The 21,477-nt window shown below is 42.6% G+C and carries 18 protein-coding genes and 1 riboswitch; of the genes, 12 read left to right on the top strand and 6 right to left on the bottom strand.

The features are described from left to right. Positions 1 to 8: 8 nt before the first annotated feature. Positions 9 to 602, bottom strand: a complete 594-nt coding sequence (locus tag Q0110_RS08465; protein WP_297905693.1) for a hypothetical protein — start codon at positions 600 to 602, stop codon at positions 9 to 11. A gap of 101 nt (positions 603 to 703) precedes the next feature. Between Q0110_RS08465 and serB the strand changes: the two genes are divergently transcribed. From serB to Q0110_RS08450, 3 genes are read left to right on the top strand one after another with little or no spacing between them, the layout of a single operon-like run. Beyond that, complete coding sequence (gene serB, locus Q0110_RS08460) at positions 704 to 1,930, top strand: phosphoserine phosphatase SerB (RefSeq protein WP_297905691.1); 1,227 nt, start codon at positions 704 to 706, stop codon at positions 1,928 to 1,930. 27 nt (positions 1,931 to 1,957) lie between these two features. Continuing rightward, positions 1,958 to 2,263 (top strand): Dabb family protein, encoded by a 306-nt coding sequence (locus Q0110_RS08455; RefSeq protein ID WP_297905689.1) that lies wholly within the window; start codon positions 1,958 to 1,960, stop codon positions 2,261 to 2,263. After that, positions 2,250 to 2,720, top strand: coding sequence for a C-GCAxxG-C-C family protein (locus Q0110_RS08450; RefSeq protein WP_297905687.1), 471 nt, complete (start codon positions 2,250 to 2,252; stop codon positions 2,718 to 2,720). The genes Q0110_RS08455 and Q0110_RS08450 overlap by 14 nt, the downstream gene beginning before the upstream one ends. A 10-nt stretch (positions 2,721 to 2,730) precedes the next feature. Here the strand turns inward: Q0110_RS08450 and Q0110_RS08445 are convergent, their stop codons facing one another. Then, complete coding sequence (locus tag Q0110_RS08445; RefSeq protein WP_297905685.1) at positions 2,731 to 3,435, bottom strand: MgtC/SapB family protein; 705 nt, start codon at positions 3,433 to 3,435, stop codon at positions 2,731 to 2,733. Between the two features lie 138 nt (positions 3,436 to 3,573). Between Q0110_RS08445 and Q0110_RS08440 the strand changes: the two genes are divergently transcribed. From Q0110_RS08440 to Q0110_RS08425, 4 genes are all read left to right on the top strand, one after another. Further along, a complete protein-coding gene (locus Q0110_RS08440) occupies positions 3,574 to 4,335 on the top strand; it encodes an exodeoxyribonuclease III (RefSeq protein WP_297905683.1) in 762 nt (253 codons plus the stop codon). Positions 4,336 to 4,460: 125 nt separating this feature from the next. Continuing rightward, positions 4,461 to 5,873, top strand: a complete 1,413-nt coding sequence (rlmD, locus tag Q0110_RS08435; RefSeq protein WP_297905681.1) for a 23S rRNA (uracil(1939)-C(5))-methyltransferase RlmD — start codon at positions 4,461 to 4,463, stop codon at positions 5,871 to 5,873. A 10-nt stretch (positions 5,874 to 5,883) separates the two neighbouring features. Further along, complete coding sequence (locus tag Q0110_RS08430; RefSeq protein WP_297905679.1) at positions 5,884 to 7,269, top strand: transglycosylase SLT domain-containing protein; 1,386 nt, start codon at positions 5,884 to 5,886, stop codon at positions 7,267 to 7,269. A 99-nt stretch (positions 7,270 to 7,368) separates the two neighbouring features. After that, positions 7,369 to 7,602, top strand: coding sequence for a YecH family metal-binding protein (locus tag Q0110_RS08425; protein ID WP_297905677.1), 234 nt, complete (start codon positions 7,369 to 7,371; stop codon positions 7,600 to 7,602). 365 nt (positions 7,603 to 7,967) lie between these two features. Here Q0110_RS08425 and Q0110_RS08420 read toward each other — a convergent pair whose 3' ends face one another. The 3 genes from Q0110_RS08420 to Q0110_RS08410 are packed head-to-tail and all read right to left on the bottom strand — an operon-like array spanning position 7,968 to position 11,193. After that, the gene (locus tag Q0110_RS08420; protein WP_297905675.1) at positions 7,968 to 8,981 is read right to left on the bottom strand and encodes an ABC transporter ATP-binding protein; all 1,014 of its coding nucleotides are present in this window, start codon (positions 8,979 to 8,981) and stop codon (positions 7,968 to 7,970) included. A 1-nt stretch (position 8,982) separates the two neighbouring features. Next, positions 8,983 to 10,020, bottom strand: coding sequence for an iron ABC transporter permease (locus tag Q0110_RS08415; protein WP_297905673.1), 1,038 nt, complete (start codon positions 10,018 to 10,020; stop codon positions 8,983 to 8,985). A 9-nt stretch (positions 10,021 to 10,029) separates the two neighbouring features. Then, on the bottom strand, positions 10,030 to 11,193 hold the full coding sequence (locus Q0110_RS08410) for an ABC transporter substrate-binding protein (protein WP_297905671.1): 1,164 nt from the start codon (positions 11,191 to 11,193) through the stop codon (positions 10,030 to 10,032). A gap of 62 nt (positions 11,194 to 11,255) precedes the next feature. Next, positions 11,256 to 11,454, bottom strand: a riboswitch (cobalamin riboswitch). Positions 11,455 to 11,520: 66 nt separating this feature from the next. Between Q0110_RS08410 and Q0110_RS08405 the strand changes: the two genes are divergently transcribed. Further along, the gene (locus Q0110_RS08405; protein WP_297905669.1) at positions 11,521 to 12,225 is read left to right on the top strand and encodes a precorrin-2 C(20)-methyltransferase; all 705 of its coding nucleotides are present in this window, start codon (positions 11,521 to 11,523) and stop codon (positions 12,223 to 12,225) included. A gap of 331 nt (positions 12,226 to 12,556) precedes the next feature. Continuing rightward, a complete protein-coding gene (locus Q0110_RS08400) occupies positions 12,557 to 14,224 on the top strand; it encodes a formate--tetrahydrofolate ligase (RefSeq protein ID WP_297905667.1) in 1,668 nt (555 codons plus the stop codon). Between the two features lie 121 nt (positions 14,225 to 14,345). Here the strand turns inward: Q0110_RS08400 and proS are convergent, their stop codons facing one another. After that, positions 14,346 to 15,827, bottom strand: coding sequence for a proline--tRNA ligase (gene proS / locus Q0110_RS08395; protein WP_297905666.1), 1,482 nt, complete (start codon positions 15,825 to 15,827; stop codon positions 14,346 to 14,348). A 107-nt stretch (positions 15,828 to 15,934) separates the two neighbouring features. Between proS and Q0110_RS08390 the strand changes: the two genes are divergently transcribed. The 3 genes from Q0110_RS08390 (at position 15,935) to Q0110_RS08380 (ending at position 21,424) form a co-directional block, all read left to right on the top strand. After that, complete coding sequence (locus Q0110_RS08390; RefSeq protein WP_297905664.1) at positions 15,935 to 17,038, top strand: Gfo/Idh/MocA family oxidoreductase; 1,104 nt, start codon at positions 15,935 to 15,937, stop codon at positions 17,036 to 17,038. 104 nt (positions 17,039 to 17,142) lie between these two features. Beyond that, entirely contained in the window at positions 17,143 to 18,300 is a 1,158-nt protein-coding gene (locus tag Q0110_RS08385; protein ID WP_297905663.1) for an MFS transporter, read from the top strand. Between the two features lie 13 nt (positions 18,301 to 18,313). Further along, entirely contained in the window at positions 18,314 to 21,424 is a 3,111-nt protein-coding gene (locus tag Q0110_RS08380) for a glycoside hydrolase family 2 TIM barrel-domain containing protein (RefSeq protein ID WP_297905661.1), read from the top strand. The last annotated feature ends 53 nt before the right edge of the window (positions 21,425 to 21,477 follow it).

Raw genomic sequence — 21,477 nt, 5'->3', positions numbered from 1 at the left:
TCCGGTATTTAATTACCGGACCTATCTTTTCTTCCTTCAGGAGGAGGAACAGGAACTCCTTCTTTAATGAACTCATCATACACGATCCTAGGATGGTCCTGTGGAGAAGCCAGTTGATATTCTGCCGAGAAATTGTCTCGCCTGAAATTCTTCAGCTTCAGGTTCTCTGCGCTATAATTTCTCAAGGTCTCCTTCCTATCACCAAACAAGGAACTACTCAGTACCTTCGAGTCTAAGATATTTTCTTTCGGAGTTATCGTAGGCAAAAGATTTTGTTCCAGCAACCCTCTATAAGCACCGATGTACTCGCACCAAACGGAATTACCTTTTTGGTAGATTCGATAGGTATAGTTAGACCAAGCTGTCGTTACATGAATCTCATGTTCCCAGATATCGACGGATGCCTCCGAATCGAAATAGGGATCTTTAATCGTCACACGTCGTAATCCGTGATTCTCATCCCTTACTAAAGTCAGCCACTTATCTGAATGGAGTATCTCAGAAATAATGTCGGGCAACTTTTCCTTGATTTCAAATTGGATTCTCATACATTTCGCCTGCCGGTCAGGACTTTTTAAGGTTGCCAGGTTCTTATTAAACATTTCGTTGTTAATACGATAAAACAAATATAAGCAAAAATGTTTAATATAATGTATTCTTTTTCGATAATTCTTACGTACTTTTGCCTAAAAGAATGACAAATATGATACAAAACGACGAAATAATACTGATAAATATTAACGGAGCGGATCGTCCGGGCGTAACGGCGGCCCTTACGGAGATTTTGGCCAAAAATAACGCCGTGATCCTTGATATCGGACAAGCCGATATCCATAACCATCTGTCGTTGGGAATCTTGTTCCAAAGTACGGAAGGAAATTCCGGTAATATATTGAAAGAACTACTGTTCAAGAGCTATGAGCTAGATGTCAATATCCGTTTCAATCCTATCACAGAGCAGGAATACAGCAAATGGGTAGATATGCAAGGTAAGAACCGGTATATCATCACGATCTTAAGCCGTAAGCTCACGGCCAAACAGATTGCCGGTGTTTCCCGGATCGTAGCGGAGCAAGATATGAATATCGATGATATCAAGCGCCTTACCGGACGTATTCCGTTAGACGAGAACGCCCGTACTCCCAAGGCGAGCGTGGAATTTTCCGTGCGTGGTACACCGAGAGACAAGGAGTCTATGAAAGCGGCGTTCATGAAACTTTCTACAGAATTGGAGATGGATATCTCTTTCCAAGAGGATAGCATGTATCGTCGTATGCGACGCTTGATCTGTTTCGATATGGATTCTACCTTGATCAAGACAGAGGTTATCGATGAATTGGCGATACGTGCCGGGGTCGGCGACCAAGTAAAAGCGATCACGGAAGCGGCCATGCGTGGAGAGATCGACTTCTGTGAGAGTTTCCGCCAACGCTGTGCCTTATTAAAGGGTCTAGACGTATCTGTGATGCAGGAGATCGCCGAGAACCTGCCGATCACCGAAGGAGTAGATCGCCTGATGCGTATCTTGAAAAAGGTGGGCTTCAAGATCGCTATTCTTTCCGGAGGTTTCACTTATTTCGGTAATTTCCTTAAACAGAAATATAATATCGACTATGTATACGCCAACGACCTTGAGATCAAAAACGGTAAGTTAACGGGTAATTATGTTGGCGATATCGTAGATGGTAAACGTAAAGCGGAATTACTACGGCTGATAGCGCAAGTGGAGAACGTGGATATTCGCCAGACCGTAGCGGTTGGCGACGGAGCGAACGACTTACCGATGATTAGCATCGCCGGTCTAGGTATAGCCTTCCATGCCAAGCCGAAGGTGAAGGCGACAGCCAAGCAGTCCATCTCAACGATCGGGCTCGACGGTATCTTATATTTCCTTGGATACAAGGACTCATATTTGGAAGAACAGATGTAATATATATAATTTTAATGTATAGCGATTATGATCAGACACATTGTAATGTTTAAGTTGAAGGAGTTTCAGTCTCCGGCTGAGAAGCAAGCCAAGATGCAAGAGATCAAGGACAAGTTGGAAGTCTTGATTGATAAAATAGAGGTATTGAAAATGATCCGTGTGGATTTTAATTGTAATCCAGAAGAGACTTGGGATATTATCCTGACTACGGAATTACCTACCTTGGAAGATGTGAATACGTACGCTAATCATCCGGAGCATGTAGCAGTTGCTAAAGGAATTATTGGTCCGGTAAAGGCAGACAGAGCTTGCGTCGACTATGAAGTCCTTTGATATAGAGGAACGTGTGAGCCAAGCGGCCCACAATTTCGAGTCCGGGTATAATTGTGCCCAATCCGTATTCCTCGCCTACTCGGATATCTTTGAGCTGGATTTAGAGTTGGCAAAAAAGATGTCTGTGTCTTTTGGCGGAGGAGTTGGTCGGATGCGTGAGGTATGCGGAACCGTAAACGCCATGGCGATGTTGGCCGGATTCAAGTATCCGGTATTCGATCCGCAAGATCAAGAGGCGCGTACCCGTAACTATGGTATGGTACAAAAAATGGCGGCATTGTTCAAAGAAAAACATGGGACGATCATTTGTCGTAGCCTTCTTCCTCCGGAAGAGACCTCGACAACCCCTGCTCCTTCTGCTCGCACGCAGCAATATTATGCCAAGCGTCCTTGCCGTAAATACGTGGAAGAAGCAGCCCGTATCGCCGGGCATATGCTAAAAGGCGAACTTGAATAAAAAGAATTGGTTAAGCCAAAAGGCGTATTTGCGATATATAACCAAGTTTGCGGATCTCTGAGAACAACTCACTGTAAGAAGACTTGGATTTCACATTGACTTTATAGGTAATTGTCGATGTATTCCTGTCGTAATTATGCTCATAAGACAGACTTACGATAAATATGCTCCTATCTTCCAAGATTTTCCGTATGCTTTTAAGGTCGGGAGTCGAGGTTGAGCAATTTATCGTAAGTATTTTATTCACGCCATCCAAATACATACGCCGTTCCAACCTTTCTAAGGAGACCAACACAAATAATGTGAATGCTGTAGTGATAGAAGCCGCCAAGAACATCCCGGCGCCAGCAGCTAAGCCCACTACCGCCATCACCCAGATACAAGCCGCCGTAGTTAATCCATGTACGCTTCCATGACTTTGGATAATAGCTCCTGCTCCTAAGAAACCGATACCAGTAAGGACTTGGGCGGCAATACGCCCAGGATCTCCATTCAAAAAATCGGGATAGGTTTGGGGTATCCAGATTGATATCAACATAGCGGCGGCAGATCCCATACAGATCAAGGTAAAAGTTCGCATACCAGCATCTCTTCGGCGAAATTGTCTTTCCGCACCTATAATGGCACCGAGCACAAAACTAATAGCTAATCGCACGGCAGCCGTCGAGGTCGTGATTTGTGAACTCTCCAGAATATCATTCAAATGTCCTAACATAGCCTGTCAATTATTCTTGGTTATACAAATATAACAAATTTCTATGTATTGATTATGGAATGAAAGTAATATAAAATCGTCAAAAGTTGTATCTTTGAAACAAGAATAAAAGTCATTCACTTCTAAACAGTAGAGAAATTGAAAATAATTACGTACAATACGAACGGATTAAGGGCGGCCATAAGCAAGGGGTTGCCCGAGTGGTTGGCTCAAGAGCGACCGGACGTTTTATGTATCCAAGAGACAAAATTGCAACCAGACCAGTTCCCGGCAGAAACATTCGAGGCTCTGGGGTACAAATCTTATTTATTTAGTGCCCAAAAGAAAGGATATAGTGGTGTAGCCATCCTCTCAAGACAGGAGCCGGATCATATCGAATATGGAATGGGGATTGAGAAGTATGACAATGAAGGGCGTTTTATCCGTGCTGATTTCGGAGACGTATCAATCGTTAGTGTCTATCATCCTTCTGGTACCAGTGGAGACGAACGGCAAGATTTCAAGATGATATGGCTGGAAGACTTCCAGAAATATGTCGTAGAGTTAAGGATATCCCATCCGAACCTGATACTTTGTGGCGATTACAACATTTGCCACGAGCCAATAGACATTCACGACCCAATCCGTAACGCAAAGAACAGTGGTTTCCTCCCAGAAGAACGGGAATGGATGAGCCGTTTCTTATCCGCAGGCTTTACGGACACCTTTCGCTTTCTGAACCCGGATAAGCAAGAGTATACATGGTGGAGTTACCGCTTCAATTCCAGGTCTAAGAACAAAGGATGGCGTATTGATTATTGTATGATTAGCGATAATATGAAGCCTAAAGTTAAAGCTGCTTATATATTAAACCAAGCCGTACACTCCGATCATTGTCCGGCAGTCTTGGAAATCGAATAAGATTGGTCCTCCCCTTTCGCCCACTGTTGAAAGGGGAACTGATAGCTCTTGTATAAATGACAAAGCTCTTTGTTCTTAGCGGAATTGTAAGTAATTTCGCGAAGCGAATTTAAAACTTAACGACATTGGCAAGAAAGAAGAAACAGTTGCCTATATTAGAAAAGGTAACCATTACGGATGTAGCCGCCGAGGGAAAGGCTATCGCAAGAGTGAACGATATGGTGGTATTCGTACCCTTCGTAGCTCCGGGAGACGTGGTTGACATTCAACTGACTCGCAAGAAAAACAGTTACGCAGAGGGGAAGCCTGTATATTTCCATGAATACTCGACTAAACGAGTAAAGCCGTTTTGCGATCATTTCGGTGTTTGCGGAGGGTGTAAGTGGCAACATCTGCCCTACGAGGAACAACTCTATTATAAGCAAAAGCAGGTTTATGATAATCTTACCCGTATAGGAAAAGTAGAGATGGAGGAGAAACTTCCGATCTTAGGTTCCGAGCGCACGACTTTCTACCGTAATAAGCTTGAATTTACTTTCTCTAACAAGAAGTGGCTGACGGAAGAAGAAATACAGTCCGGTGCTTCTTTCGATTGCATGAATGGTGTCGGGTTTCATATACCGGGAATGTTCGACAAAGTATTGGACATCCATAAGTGCTGGCTACAAGATGACATCTCGAATAAGATCCGTCTTTGTATCAAGGAATATTGTTTGTCTCATGAGGGATATCCTTTCTTTGATTTACGTAATCAAGAAGGATTCGTACGTACTTTGATGATTCGCACGGCATCCACGGGAGATTTGATGGTTGTAGTGGTTTTCTTCCATGAAGATGTAGAGCGCAGGGAAGCATTACTGTCTCATCTGGCGAATAGATTCCCGGAAATCACATCCTTGATGTATGTTATTAACGGTAAATGTAACGATACGATCACAGACCAGGAGGTCCTCGTGTTCAAAGGAAAAGACCATATCATCGAGGAGATGGAGGGGCTTCAATTCAAGGTAGGTCCTAAGTCTTTCTATCAGACAAACAGTGAACAGGCTTATAATCTATATAAAGTAGCGAGAGAGTTCGCTGGTCTTACCGGAAGCGAGATGGTGTATGATTTATATACCGGAACAGGCACGATCGCAAATTTCGTCTCTCGCCAAGCCCGGAAAGTTATCGGCATCGAATATGTGCCGGAAGCCATCGAAGACGCGAAAGTGAATTCTTCCTTGAACCACATAGAGAACACGCTTTTCTATGCCGGGGATATGAAGGATATCTTGACACAGGATTTCATAAACCAACACGGACGTCCGGATGTTATTATCACAGATCCACCGCGTGCCGGTATGCACGACGATGTGATTAATACCATCCTTTTCGCCGAGCCGGAACGTATCGTTTACGTTAGCTGTAATCCTGCTACGCAAGCTCGCGACTTGAGTTTACTGAGCATAAAATACGCCGTCAAGAAAGTTCGTCCAGTGGATATGTTCCCCCATACGCATCATGTGGAGAACGTGGTCTTACTTGAGAAAAAATAAGTATATAATAATGTATAGGAAATACATCCCCATTCTGTTCTTTTTGTTCTTCTTGTATGGTTGCAGTGGTAACAAACAAGAAGAGAAAGAGGATGTTTCTATTTCCGTGGATTTGCCACAACTGAAAGTGGCAGGAGAGATCACAGCGGTAACTTTGTACAGCTCTACCTCCTACTTCCAATATAAGATGCAACCTATGGGCTACGAATATGATCTGGTTAGTGATTTTGTCAAAAGCCAAGGCTTGAAATTAAACATCAAGGTCGCAGAGAATCCTGCCCGGCTGATAGAGATGTTGGAAACTGGCGAGGCCGATATTGTCGCTTTCCCGATTCCGATCAACAACAAGCTTAAGCAGGAGGTTATTTATTGCGGTCGGGAGGATATTTCCAGCCAAGTGTTGATACAACGGGCTAATAAAGGAGATAAGCCCCTCACCGATGTCACTCAATTGATTGATAAAGAAGTTTACGTAAAACCCAATACCAAATACTCCGAACGGTTGAAGAACTTGGACGAGGAATTAGGAGGAGGAATCCAAATCCAAAAAGTGGATAACGACTCCATCACGACCGAAGATCTTATTGAGATGGTTTCCTTGGGCGAGATTCCCTATACAATTAGCGATGATAACACCGCCCGCTTAAACAAAACCTATTATTGGAATATCAATGTCGACTTAAAAGTTAGTTTTCCTCAACGTTCCTCTTGGGTGGTAAGGAAAAGTAGCCCGGATTTAGCGAAAGCGATCAATGAATGGGCTTCCGATAAAACAGGTAAATACTCTTTTAAAGCAGTTACTAAACGATACTTCGAGTTGAGTAAACGTCCTTTTACAGCCGATATACCAAAAGTAAAGAATGGACATATTTCCCCATATGACCCTTTGTTCAAAAAGCATGCGAAAAACATAGGATGGGATTGGCAATTGTTGGCATCTATCTCCTACCAAGAGTCTCATTTCAATCCTAACGTCGTATCATGGGCCGGAGCCGAAGGACTTATGGGAATCATGCCAAACACGGCGAAAGCATTAGGTGTTACCCCGCATGAGCTGAAAGATCCGGATACGGGAATCCGTACGGCAGTGGATTGTTTACGGCGCTTTCGCCAAGGTTTTTCCGAGATAACGGATCCTGAAGAGAAAATCAAGTTTACTCTTGCGGCTTACAACGCAGGAATCGGACATGTTTACGACGCACAACGCTTGGCTAAGAAATATGGGAAAGATCCTAATAAATGGGATAATAATGTAGCGGAATATATCCGTTTAAAAAATGACCCCGAATATTACAACGATCCTGTTTGTAAACACGGATACCTACGTGGATCGGAAACATATAATTATGTACGGGAAATACTAGAGCGCTTTCATTACTATAAGAAAAAATCATAGTTATGAGATTGTCTTTACTTATAACTATGACTCTTCAGCAATCAAAAGCCTCTCGTTATTTGTTATATTCAAGTATTTTATAATTAAGTAATTTGATTTATGAAACAGTTACATGCACATGAAGTCCTTCATATGATGGAGGGAAATAGTTATTCAGAAGCTTCTTTAAAAGAAGCGATTATCAAGACTTTCGGAGAGGATCAGCGTTTCTATACTTGTTCCGCGGAAAATATGGATGCAGACGAGTTAATCATGTTCCTGAAGCAAAAGGGCAAATTCATACCTGTTGAGAATGGTTTCACCGTAGATATCACAAAGGTTTGTAATCATTAAATGAAAAAAATCCGCATCCAGCTTCACAGCTACATGCGGACTAAACAAATAACAAACTCTACTTATATGAAAAAACAAATACTACTAACAAATTTATTCTGTGATGACTATTATCAACGTGATTTCTGAATCATTTTATAATATAACAGAAGATCGTTCGAAAAAGTTCACTGATAATTTATTCCAAGTTGATAACTTTCCTCTTTATCGACTCTTCATACATATAACAATTAAAACTGTAAATTGTTTTATAAACAAAAGTAGAGATAAAAATGAGAACCAGAACAGAAGAGTGTAAGAAGATTGAGAACTTATCGCATAAGTTAGAAATCATTTGAAAAACAGATAAATTATAGAAATCATAATTATGATTTCTCAATATCAAAATAAGCGAGTAATTCCTCTATTGTCAAAGGGGTATAAGTACTACCGGAAGTCTCATGGATGATAAAACCAGAAGTCTTTAAATCGCCAGTCTCAATCCAGATATTCGATTCTACCTCTCGGTTCGCCAAAATTCCGTTTCGTTGAAGCGCTTTACGTACCATTGCGTATTTTTGGCCATGTCCAACAAGGCGAACTTGTCGGGAAAACTGATTGTCTATACGGAATAATCCGGTCTCCTTATCAAAGACGATCCCTTTCCGAGCAAAGAAATTACTTAGGTGACCACTCAATGCCAAATCCTCAGGAGTACCCGTAGAGATTCCATTCGCTTTATCCATCAACCAAATCTTATCCGATATTTGAAGGGCCAGTTCCAAATCGTGAGTCGACATAAATATCGTCTTATTCGTTTGCCGGGTTAAATGATGAAGTAATTGCATAATCTCTACCTTACTGGGAAAATCAAGGAATGCGGTAGGCTCATCCAAGTAAATAATCGGAGTCTCTTGAGCGAGCGCTTTAGCGATCATCACTTTTTGGCGTTCTCCATCAGATAACGTATGTACCATGCGAGATGCCAATTCTCCGATGCGAACAAGGGCGATGGATTCTTCCACGATTCGCTTATCATCTTTACTCAACTTACCCCAGAAACCTGTATACGGGCTACGTCCCATTCCGACCAATTCTCGCACCGACATATTCCGGATCTCACACTTATCAGTCAGCACTACACCAATTGTAGTACTAAGTTCCTTATCAGAATAGGCATCTATATCTTTTCCCAAAACCAATATCTCACCCCCTAATTTCGGTTGGAAAGCTGATAACGTACGCAATAAAGTAGACTTTCCTACCCCATTAGCTCCCAGCAAACAGGTTAATTCTCCACTATAGATCGTAGAGTGTATATCTTTCGCTACCAACTTCGTACTACTCTTGGAATGATAACCGATCGAAAGTCCGTTTATGTGAATCGTATCCTGTTTCATCTTATTCGTTCAATTCATTCTTACGTTTTCTAAATAACACCGAAGCCACTACAGGAGCCCCGACTAAAGCTGTTACCGAATTAACGGGTAACGCCCCCTCAAAGCCCGGCATACGGGCAATCAAATTACAGATTAATGCTAACGCCGCACCTACAAATAAAACTGCGGGCATCAAAATCCGATGATCGGAAGTCTGAAATATAGCCCGGCATAAATGTGGAACAGCTAGCCCCAAGAAAATAATAGGCCCGCAATAAGCCGTGACAATCGCAGTAAGTACCCCAGCCGAGGTAATAACCAACAAACGAGCCTGCTTAATATTAAGTCCCAAGTTACGTGCGTAGCTATCTCCTAGAAGCATCAAGTTCATCGTCTTGATAAGCAAGAACGAGAGAGGGATCAAGATTGTCATAAGAAACACGAACAACATCATCTGATTACCGGAAACACGGGCAAAACTACCTAATCCCCAAATCACGTATGCACGAATATCCTCCTCGACACTAAAGAACTTAAGAACACCGATCACGGCGTTCGCCACGTAACCGATCATTACACCGATAATCAATAAGGTGACATTTCCTTTTACTTTTTGGGAAACATATACAATCAGCGCCATTACGGATAAAGAGCCAATCACAGCCGCTATCGATAAAGCGATCTCCCCCATAAAACCAAGTTTACTCAAGGCAACACCTCCCAAACTACCACTCAACAACACTACGAAAGCAACCCCCATGCTCGCTCCTGAACTGATACCTAAGACCGAAGGTCCGGCCAACGGATTACGAAAAACAGTTTGCATCTGCAAACCGCTGATGGATAGGCCTGCTCCCGCAACCAATGCTGTCAATGCCTGTGGAAGCCGGGATTTCCAGATAATATTCTGCCATGTAATAGGCTCATCTCCTGAATTCCAAATAATATGCCAAACAGATTGAAGTGGAATAGAGACCGAACCCAAGACCAGATTCAAAAAGATCAAAACAAAAATAGCGGCAATAATCGCCAGCATCCACAGGGTATTCGAATGTCTCATCAGCTTCCCTTATTTAAGTTGAGAATAATAAACCGGATCATGGTCTGGTAATAAATCTGGATGAAAGATATGTAGCAAATCCGCTAAGACAACCTCCGGTTCTGTCGGCATGCTCTCATAAAATGGTGTATTTTTCATATTACAATAGATAATCCCTTTCTCCCGGAACGCACGGAAATCCGCATAACGGGGATCTTGCTCTTTCAATGCCTCATAGCTAAATGTTCCCGGGAAACTATTCACGATACGCCAATAATCAGCATCATCCGCTTGATTATAGACTGTCTCGAAGTCTAATGTAACGCCTCCAGAACGTTCATCATCTTTCAAAAAATAATTAGCGCCGGCATCCTTAAAAAGCTGCGCCAAGAAACTCTTTCCTCCTACAGCATACCAATTCCCACCCCGTAATTCGCCACTAAAAACGATCGGACGTTTTCTAACTTTACCATCTGACGTAAGTTTCTTTAAATCATTATATTTCTTCTCAATGGCAACAAAACGCTCGTTTCCCTCTTTTTCTATCCCTAATAATAAGCCTATGAACTTGATCCATTCGGCCTGTCCCAGTGGTGTAGTCTCTTTATAACCTAAATGTGGAATCAAAGGAATACCTACGTCTTTCAATGTTTCATAACCGCCCCGTTTGAAGGGTGATACTAAGATTAAATCAGGATTCATGCTCATGATAACCTCGTTATCAAAATTTCCCTCAATACCGATTTTAGCGGTTTTACCCTCTTTCAGACGTTCATTCATCTCTTCATTGAATAAATGTCGCGTACTGGTAATCCCGACCACCTTATTTAATGCGTCTAATTTAATAAAGTTCGATAATTGCAAAGATGTCATACATATAACACTCCGGATAGGAAGCTCTATCACCGTATAATCAGCAGAAATCCCAGCAGGTTTCGTACCTCTTTTCACGAATGCATAATGAAACGTAGCGCTTTCCTTATTTTGAGGATCTTGGATATCGGCCAAGATATATTGATCCGTATAGGTCAGTTTAAAACCCTGAGCATATAAAGGTTTTATTTGCTCTTGCAAAAATGTAGACTGCTCTACAGAAACCGTTTCTCCTGTTTTTCCTTTTTCACGAGTACCGGAAGTGCATGATAAAACCAATACCGATAAAAGCAAGCATCCACCTGCTATAAATTTATTCATAATCCTTATTTAGTTGACAGTTGATCATTGAAAGTTACTCTCGTCCTGCTCCACGGGACAGCAACATTTATTTATGAACCGGCAGGTCTTCTGACTTACTTCCATTCTGAACGCCTTCCCGATTACAAAATCAGTGGCCAAGGTATTGTCCGAATGTTTAGAAGCTCACAGCAGCGTGGTCTGTCCGGGATTCTCACCCGGTTCCCTTTTAATCCGCTTCCCGGAAAAGAGATAAGCGGAACCTGTTTCCGCAACAAAAATAGTAAGAATATTTGTATACCTCCACAAATTTAAAGACTTTTGCGTTTCAAATAAAGACAGACATACATGAATCATCCTATTCATTTCGTTTCATTAGGTCCCGGAGATCCAGAATTAATCACGTTGAAAGGGCTTAAAACATTACAAAAGGCCGATATCATCTACTGTCCGGCCACACGAGGCAAACATGGTATCATATCTCGTGCGATGGATATAATGAAAGCACTAGATATAAACGAATCTTCGATCCATCCGTTTATTTTACCGATGAGCAAAGAACGGATGGATGCGTTAAACGTATATAACGAATTATTTCTGAATGCCCAAGCTGAATATTTGAGAGAAAAACAAATCGTAATCGTTGCCGAGGGAGACGCAGGTTTTTATTCCTCCATACAATACGTATACGATAAATTTAAAGAAACAGGAATCCCAGTAGATCGAATTGCGGGGATTCCTGCTTTTATAGCGGCAGGAGCCTTGGCCGGGATACATATCGTAAAACAAGAAGAACAAACTAACGTAATCCCCGGGACTGCGTCGTTCGATGAGCTTTCTGCAAAAATAGAGAATGGAATGATTATTGTCATCATGAAATTACCGAGTTGTCAAACGGCTATCCATGCTTGTATCCAGCAATATGCGGACAAAGCTATTTTTCATTATTTCGAGAATGTCGGAACTAAAAAAGAATACTATACAACTGATACCGATATCATACATTCCAAAATTTTCCCCTATTTCTCTTTGCTGATCATCCAACCTCGTTAAAATACAAGAAGGTTGCCCGGAAAGCAATTACAATCCAAGCAGCCTTCTTTTCATTAATCTTATTGTCGCAAGTAGAGGATTTTAAAGACTATTTTCTTTAAGAATATAACAATCAAAATGCAGACTTTTCTAAAGTTTACTTTACAAAAGAGTATATTTTAGGATTAAATACTATCACAAATAAATCAAAAATCATCTTTTCCATCACAAAAACATCAAAACTGTACAATCTTATTATTTTATAAAGATAAGAAAGCTTATTCCGTATCATTTTGTTATTATAATAAATTAGATTTACTTTGTTCAAACTATATAAACTTACATAAAGCACATGAAATCGGACATTGAGATAGCAAGAGAAACAGACTTACGTAAAATTAAGGAAGTTGCGACAACGTTAGGAATCCCTCGTGAGGAAGTACAAAATTATGGTAGGTATATCGCTAAGATTCCTATCCATTTGATTGATAAAAAACAAATAGACCAGCATAATTTAATTTTAGTGACCGCTATTACTCCCACTAAAGCAGGAATCGGAAAGACTACGGTTTCGATTGGTCTGGCCTTAGGACTGAATAAAATCGGGAAGAAAGCGGTAGTCGCTTTACGTGAGCCGTCTCTTGGCCCGTGCTTCGGCATGAAAGGTGGTGCGGCCGGAGGTGGACATGCCCAAGTGCTTCCTATGGAAAACATCAATTTACATTTTACAGGAGATTTTCATGCGGTTACTTCTGCCCATAACATGATTACCGCTTTATTGGATAATTATATTTATCAGACCCGCAACACTTGCGAAGGTTTGAAGGAAATTAAATGGAAACGGGTACTCGATGTAAACGACCGGAGTTTACGCAACATCGTATCGGGCCTAGGCGGTTCAGCGAACGGCGTGCCTACCGAGACTGGATTTGACATCACTCCCGCTTCCGAGATCATGGCAATCCTTTGCTTGGCAACGGATATTGAGGATTTGAAACGCCGTATCGGAAATATACTATTGGGTTATACGAACGACGATAAACCTTTTACGGTAAATGACCTTGGTATAGCCGGAGCTATCACCGTATTACTAAAAGATGCATTACTACCAAACCTAGTACAAACCACGGAGAATACTCCCGCATTCGTACATGGAGGTCCTTTCGCTAACATCGCTCATGGATGTAATTCCGTATTGGCCACCCAAATGGCTCTTACTTATGGAGATTATGTAATCACGGAAGCTGGATTCGGTGCTGATCTGGGCGCAGAGAAGTTCTTTAATATCAAATGTAGAAAAGCGGGTCTTTCACCTAAACTGACAGTTATCGTAGCGACCGCTCAAAGCTTGAAACTTCACGGTGGCGTTCCGGAAAAAGAAATCAAGGAACCGAATATCGAAGGATTAAAAAACGGATTTGTAAACTTGGATAAGCACATCGAGAATATGAAGAGTTTCGGCCAGCAAGTAATCGTAACTTTCAACCGTTATGCGACTGATACGGACGAAGAGATCACTGTAGTGGCTGAGCATTGTAAGGAAAAAGGAGTTGGATTCGCCATGAACAACGTTTTCGCCGAGGGAGGTGAAGGAGGCACGGAACTTGCCCGTTTAGTGGTTGACACGATCGAAAATAATCCTTCCGCTCCTTTGCAATATACATATGACCTGGATGATCCGATCCGTACAAAGGTGCAAAAAGTGGCCCAGAAGATCTACGGGGCTTCCTCGATTGTTTATACGACTTTGGCCGATAAAAAATTGCGTCAGATCGAAAACCTGGGTATCTCCCATTATCCGATTTGTATCGCCAAGACTCAATATTCATTCTCTTCTGATCCGAAAGCTTATGGGGTCGCTAAAGATTTCGAACTAAAAGTACGAGATGTAATCATCAATAACGGAGCCGAGATGATCGTTGTCGTCATGGGTGAGATCATGCGTATGCCAGGACTTCCGAAAGAGCCGCAAGCCCGAAAAATTGATATCGTGGACGGAATGATCGAAGGCTTGAGCTAACCTTTATTTACATCCATCAGTGCGGAGGAACGCAATTTAAGGGAAAGGATCACCGAATAAATAAAAAAACGAGAGATACCCTAAAAAGTATCTCTCGTTCTATCAGTTAATATCATTTCTGTTAATAAGCTCTAGCGAACAGTACCCGACAAGCCGATGGTTTACCCGTTACCATACACTTACCCGGAGTCTTATCACCATCTAAAGGAATACAGCGGATCGTAGCTTTCGTCTCATTCTTGATCAACTCCTCAGTCTCCGGAGTTCCATCCCAATGAGCCATGATGAAGACACCCTCCTCGATCTTCTCCTTAAATTCTTCATATGTATCTACACTCACGGTATTAGCCTCACGGTGATCGTATGCTTTCTTGAAGATATTTGCTTGAATTTCCTCCAACAGATTCTTCACGTATTCCTCAATACCATCACAAGAGATCGTCTCCTTCTCCAAAGTATCACGGCGCATTACCTCAATCGTATTATTCTCCAGATCACGACCACCCATAGCCAAACGAACAGGAACTCCTTTCAACTCGTACTCGGCGAACTTCCAGCCTGGCTTCTTATTATCAGCGTCATCATATTTCACGGAAACACCTAAAGCTTTCAATTTAGTCATGATACCAACGACTTTCTCGCTAATCTGCGCCAATTGCTCAGCGCTACGGTAGATCGGTACGATCACTACTTGTATCGGAGCCAAATGTGGAGGCAATACCAAACCGTTATCATCGGAATGAGACATAATCAACGCACCGATCAATCGAGTGGAAACACCCCAAGAAGTAGCCCAAGCATAATCGCTCTTACCGTTTTTATCGATGAAAGTTACGTCGAAAGCCTTACCGAAGTTCTGCCCCAAGAAATGGGAAGTTCCAGCTTGCAAAGCCTTTCCATCCTGCATCATTGCCTCGATCGTATAAGTATCCAAAGCACCGGCGAAACGTTCGCTCTCAGACTTCACACCCTTGATTACCGGCATCGCCATATAATTCTCTGCGAAATTCGCATAAACTTCCTGCATTTTCTTAGCCTCTATCTCCGCTTCCTCACGAGTAGCGTGAGCGGTATGGCCTTCCTGCCACAAGAACTCAGCCGTACGAAGGAACAAGCGAGTACGCATCTCCCAACGCATTACATTCGCCCATTGGTTACACAAGATAGGCAGGTCACGATAAGACTGAATCCAGTTACGGTATGTATTCCATATAATCGTCTCCGAAGTCGGACGGATAATCAATTCCTCTTCCAATTTAGCCGCCGGATCTACAACAACTCCCGTACCGTCATGATTTGTCTTCAAACGATAGTGAGTAACCACGGCACATTCTTTGGCGAACCCTTCCACGTGTTCAGCTTCTTTGCTTAAGAAAGACTTCGGGATTAACAAGGGGAAATAAGCGTTCACATGACCGGTTTCCTTGAACATATCGTCTAAGATACGCTGCATTTTCTCCCAGATAGCGTATCCGTAAGGCTTGATCACCATACAGCCACGCACGGCAGAATTCTCTGCCAAATCTGCCTTAATTACCAAATCTTGGTACCACTGCGAATAGTTTACACTTCTCGGTGTAAGTTCTTTCAGCTCTTTTGCCATTTCTTTATATTTCTAAATTATACTGTTTTCCTTTATCAGAATAGTAATGGGTTGCAAAGGTAAGAAATAATCGTATATCTTTGTAAAAACTATATATAGATAATATCATGAATATACAGAAGATTACACGCTACTTACTTATGTTATGCGCATTTACGTTCTTAACACTCACGGTAAAAGGACAAGATGGAGAACCTTTACGACTAGCAGTGGCAGGAGTATCCCACGGACATCTATGGGAGGTGATAAGGCGTTTGGATAGAGGAGATTTCAAGATTGTCGGAGTTGCCGAGAAAGATGATTACTTACGGGAACATAACGGACTACGAGATAAACTGGAGCCTAACCTGTTCTATGCAGACCTTGGCGAGATGCTGGACAAAACTCATCCGGAGGCGGTCATCGTATACGAGCCCATCTACGACCATCTTCGTGTAGTAGAGGCTTGTGCGCCGAGAGGCATACACGTTATGGTAGAAAAGCCGTTGGCCGTTAATAGCGAACATGCTACCCGGATGGCATCGCTCGCCCGTGAGAATAATATCTTGTTGCTTACCAACTACGAGACGACATGGTATAATACCAACCATGAGGCATTTCGCCTTATCGACAGTGGCGCTATCGGGAAGATCAATCGTATCAACGTATACGACGGACATCAAGGCCCCTTCGAGATCAACTGTGGAAAAGAGTTCACAGATTGGCTGACCGATCCCGTGCTGAATGGCGGTGGAGCGGTTATTGATTTCGGATGTTACGGAGCCAATTTAGCCACCCGTCTCATGAAAGATGAAAAACCTCTTAGCGTATACGCCGTTCTACAGCGGAATAAACCAAATCTTTATCCTAAGGTAGACGATGATGCGACTATTATCGTGGAATATCCTTCTGCAACTGTCCAGATCATGGGATCATGGTGTTGGCCAATGGGTAGAAAAGATATGCATATCTATGGCGATAAAGGATATATTTATCAAGATACACCTAAAGAAATGCGAATCTATACAAAAGGAAAGGAACGCCAAGAAATAGCACCTCCTTTGAATGCTCCTTATAATGATTCCTTTTATTTCTTGAAAGCCGCCGTCCGCAAAGAAATCGATGTACCTTCCACGGATCTTTCCTCGTTAGAGAATAACCTAATGGTGGTACGTATATTGGATGCAGCCATTCAAAGCGCAAAATCCAAAGCGGTTGTTCCTCTTCAATAATATATAGAGAGACGGAAACTAAGGGATAATCATTCCCTATTGGTAAAGAATTCGGACATTTGCGTGTCTAAATAAAAAACTACAGAGCAATCTTGGTGAAAAGTATGAAACAAAATATTCTCGCTCTCTATCTGATCAAACTATCCAAATGGTTCTCGCTTGTAATGCCTATCATCGTCCTTTTCTACGAGGATCATGGGTTAGGACTACAAGACGTATTTATTTTAAAGAGCGTATACTCGATCGCCGCTGTCGCTTTAGAGATTCCTTCGGGTTATCTGGCAGATGTATGGGGACGTAAGAAATGCTTGATTCTAGGCTGTATACTTTTTTTTGGTGGATACCTATGTTATTCTCTCACCTCCACATTTGTAGCCTTTCTTTTTGCCGAAATCTTGTTGGGAACCGGGCAAACCTTGGTAAACGGAGCGGACTCAGCACTGCTTTACGATACAACCGTGCGATACAAAAAAGAAGAACTTTATTTACGGTACGAGGGACGAATCACGATGATCGGTAATTTCGCCGAGGCCATCGCCGGGATATTCGGTGGATTGTTGGCCGCTTATTCCTTGCGATTACCGTTTTACGCCCAAGCATTTGTCTCTTTTATCGGTATTCCGGCGGCGTTCGCCTTACAGGAATTCAATACTAAGAGCAAAGTACAAAATCCGGCTTCCGAGATTGTCCGCATTTTGAAGTATTCTTTGGTCACGAACCGTAAGCTATGTTATAACATCATGTTTTCCGGTATCATCGGGGCTGCTACATTAACGATGGCATGGTTCGTGCAACCCGTATTGATGACGTTGGAAGCCCCAACCTCCTATTACGGTATCATCTGGACCGTGCTCAATCTGACAGTGGGGATATCCGCTCTCTATTCCGACCGGGTAGAACGATATTTCGGGATGCATAAATCAAATACGTTCATACTTTTTGTAATCGTCGGTGGCTATATATCGCTTGCTTATAACCTTACCTACTGGGGATTAGCGATCTTGTTTATTTTCTATATCATCCGAGGATTCGCCACACCTATCTTGAAAGGGTACATTAATCAAATGACCTTCTCGGAAATGCGGGCTACGGTATTATCGATCCGCAACTTTGTGATCCGCTTGATGTTTGCCGCTATTGCCCCATTTATAGGTTGGCTAAATGATTTCTATTCTTTGCGTGTCGCTCTGTTAGTTTCCGCCGGAATTATTGCCATACCCGGAATTTTATTCTTAGTTTTGCAATTCCGTAAAGCTACATAAAAAACTTAATAGCATGAAAAGACAATTAATGACCGGACTGTTTGCCGCTTTAGTTTTCACTGCGGCAGCCCAGTCGAATGAGTGGCGGGATCCCGAGGTCAACGCCGTAAACCGTGCTCCGATGCACACAAATTTTTTCGCCTACGAGAACGCTGAGGTAGCAGCGAAGGAGTCCAAAGAACAATCCCAGAACTTTATGACCTTGAATGGTCCTTGGAAATTCTTTTGGGTAAAGAATGCCGACGCTCGTCCTACCGATTTCTGGCGAACCGATTACAATGACAAAGGATGGAACAATATGCCAGTTCCCGGTGTATGGGAACTGAACGGATACGGAGATCCTCTCTACGTAAACGTTGGTTATGCTTGGCGTGAGCAATTCAAGAACAACCCTCCTGAAGTCCCTATCATTAATAACCATGTGGGCTCTTACCGCCGTGAATTCGTGGTTCCCGCCGACTGGAAAGGAAAAGAGATTATCGCTCATTTCGGTTCCGTCACCTCTAATATGTATCTATGGGTAAACGGAAAGTACGTGGGTTATAGCGAAGATAGCAAGCTGGAAGCGGAGTTTAATTTAACTTCTTACTTGAAACCGGGACAAAAGAATTTGATCGCTTTCCAAGTATTCCGCTGGTGCGATGGAACCTATTTGGAAGATCAAGATTTCTTCCGTTATAGCGGTGTCGGCCGTGATTGTTATTTATACGCCCGTAACCAAAAGCAACAGATTGCTGATATACGCATAACTCCGGATTTGGACGCTCAATACAAAAATGGCTCGCTGGCTGTTAACCTGACCATGAAGGGTAAAGGTACAGTAGAGCTTGAGCTATTGGATGCCCAAAATAAAGCGGTTGCCACCCAATCTTTGAACGCTTCCGGGAAGGTCAACACAACGATAGAAGTCTCCTCTCCCCATAAATGGACCGCAGAGACTCCTTATTTATATACTTTACGGGCTACTTTGAAAGAAGGAAGCAAAATAATCGAGGTCATTCCCATAAAAGTAGGTTTCCGTAAGATCGAATTAAAGAACGCCCAGATACTTGTGAACGGGCAACCGGTTCTTTTCAAAGGTGCCGACCGTCATGAGATGGATCCCGATGGTGGTTATGTCGTTTCACGTGAGCGCATGATACAAGACATACAGATCATGAAGAAATTCAATTTGAACGCTGTTCGTACCTGCCACTACCCGGATGATAACTTTTGGTACGATCTTTGTGATAAATACGGTATCTATGTCGTAGCCGAGGCCAATGTAGAATCTCACGGAATGGGATATGGCGAAAAGACGTTAGCCAAGAACCCATCCTATAAAAAAGCGCATCTGGAACGTAACCAACGTAACGTCCAACGTGGTTTCAATCATCCTAGTATCATCTTCTGGTCTTTGGGTAACGAGGCTGGATACGGTCCTAACTTCGAGGCCGCTTACGACTGGATCAAAAACGAAGACCCTAGCCGTGCCGTACAATACGAACAAGCCGGAAAGACAGGAAAGACAGATATCTTCTGCCCGATGTATTACAATTACGAAGATTGCGCTAAATATTGCGAGGATAACTCCATGCAAAAGCCTTTAATACAATGTGAGTACGCTCATGCCATGGGTAACTCCCAAGGCGGTTTCAAGGAATATTGGGATTTGATCCGTAAATACCCGAAATATCAAGGTGGTTTCATCTGGGACTTCGTGGATCAATCCGTACGCTGGACAGGTAAGAACGGAAAAATGATTTACGCCTACGGCGGTGATTTCAATAAGTTCGACGCTAGCGACAATAATTTCTGCGATAACGGTTTGATCAGCCCGGATCGTGTACCGAATCCGCATATGTACGAGGTGGGTTATTATTATCAAGATATCTGGACAACCCCTGGCGATCTGACGAAAGGCGAGATCAAGGTTTACAACGAATATTTCTTCCGCGACCTTTCCTCTTATTATCTGGAATGGGAAATGCTGAAAGGAGGCAAGGTAGTTCGTAGCGGACGTGTGGATGACTTGAAAGTGGCTCCTCGGCAGACAGCAACGATCCGATTGGATCTAGGCGAAACCTGTCAATGCGCAGAGTGGTTGCTAAACATATCTTATAAATTGAAGAATCGCGAGGGTTTATTACCCGCCGGACATACTGTAGCCAAAGATCAGTTGACATTGAACCCGTACAAAGCTCCATCAATGGAATTGAAGAACGTGAAGACAATCAATATCGAGACTAAAGCTCCAGTCGTACAAGATAACGACGCAAATTATCTGATCGTAGAAGGTTGTGGTTTCCGTACCGAGTTCAACCGCAAGAATGGTTATCTGATCAAATACGAGGTAAATGGGCAAGACATGATCAAGGAGGGAGAGGCTTTGACTCCTAACTTCTGGCGTGCGCCGACAGACAATGATTTCGGAGCTGGCCTGCAGAAAAAGTATGCCGCATGGAAAAAACCGGAAATGAAACTGACTTCTTTGAACCAACGAATGGAAAACAAACAAGTGATCGTAGAGGCTGCTTACGATATGCCGACTGTATCTGCCAAATTGAACTTGACATACGTAATCAACAACAAGGGGGCTATAAAAGTCACCCAGAAAATGACAGCGGACAAAAACGCTAAGGTATCTCCCATGTTCCGTTTCGGTATGCAAATGCCGATGCCGAGATCTTTCGAGAATATCGAATACTATGGTCGTGGTCCTGTAGAAAACTATATAGACCGCAAGGGTAATGCTGATTTAGCCATTTACCGCCAAACCGTAGATGAGCAATTCTATCCGTATATCCGTCCGCAAGAAAATGGAACGAAGTCGGATATACGCTGGTGGAAAATGCTAAACGAGGCCGGTAACGGTATTGAGATCGTAGCCTCTGCTCCTTTCTCTGCTTCTGCTTTGCATTATACGATCGAGTCTTTGGATGATGGCGCCCGAAAGGACCAAAGACATTCTCCCGAAGTAGAGGAAGCCGACTTGACAAACCTTTGTCTCGATAAGGTACAGATGGGATTAGGTTGTGTAAATAGCTGGGGAACTATCGCACTTCCGAAATACCAAATTCCTTATGGTGATTATGAGTTCACTTTCATTCTCACCCCGGTAAAACATAGCGTAGAGATCGAATAAAACAAATCCTTTACACATATAGGAGATATATAAAAAAATAGGTTGTGTCAAAC

It is taken from the genome of uncultured Parabacteroides sp. (assembly GCF_947855115.1).
Taxonomy (GTDB): domain Bacteria; phylum Bacteroidota; class Bacteroidia; order Bacteroidales; family Tannerellaceae; genus Parabacteroides.
This window is presented reverse-complemented; position numbering and strand designations above follow the sequence as displayed.